This is a genomic window from Aminobacter sp. P4_D5 (genome assembly GCF_056401815.1).
The window spans coordinates 1-581 of the sequence record NZ_JBFUIP010001098.1 but is presented as its reverse complement, the minus strand read 5'-3'; the positions used below and the strand labels follow the sequence as shown (position 1 = coordinate 581).

Genomic DNA, 581 nt, shown 5'->3' with positions numbered 1-581 from the left:
GCTCTCCTCCATCAAGGGCATTTCCTACCGCAACGCCGAGGGCGTGCTGGTCCACAACGAGGACCGCCCGATGCTCGAGAACATGGACGAGCTGCCCTTCGTCTCCGAGGTCTACAAGCGCGACCTCGACTACAAGAAGTACTTCATCGGCTACCTGAAGCACCCCTATGTGAGCTTCTACACCGGCCGCGGCTGCAAGAGCCGCTGCACCTTCTGCCTCTGGCCGCAGACGGTGGGCGGGCACCGCTACCGCACGCGCTCGGTCGAGCATGTGATCGAGGAGATCAAGTACGTCCTGGCGAACTTCCCGGGGCTGAAGGAAATCTTCTTCGACGACGACACCTTCACCGACGACCTTCCGCGCGCCGAGGCCATCGCGAAGGAGCTCGGCAAGCTCGGCGTGACCTGGTCGTGCAATGCGAAGGCCAATGTGCCGCGCAAGTCGCTGGAGGTGATGGCGGCCAACGGGCTGCGGCTGCTGCTGGTGGGCTACGAGACCGGCAACCAGCAGATCCTTCACAACATCAAGAAGGGCATGCTGATCGACGTCGCGAAGCGCTTCACCAAGGATTGCCACGAGC

At 62.7% G+C, this 581-nt stretch carries 1 protein-coding gene; it reads left to right on the top strand.

All coding sequences use genetic code 11. The features are described from left to right. On the top strand, positions 1–581 hold a 581-nt coding region (locus AC1DWF_RS36875), incomplete at both ends, for a radical SAM protein (RefSeq protein ID WP_476843379.1).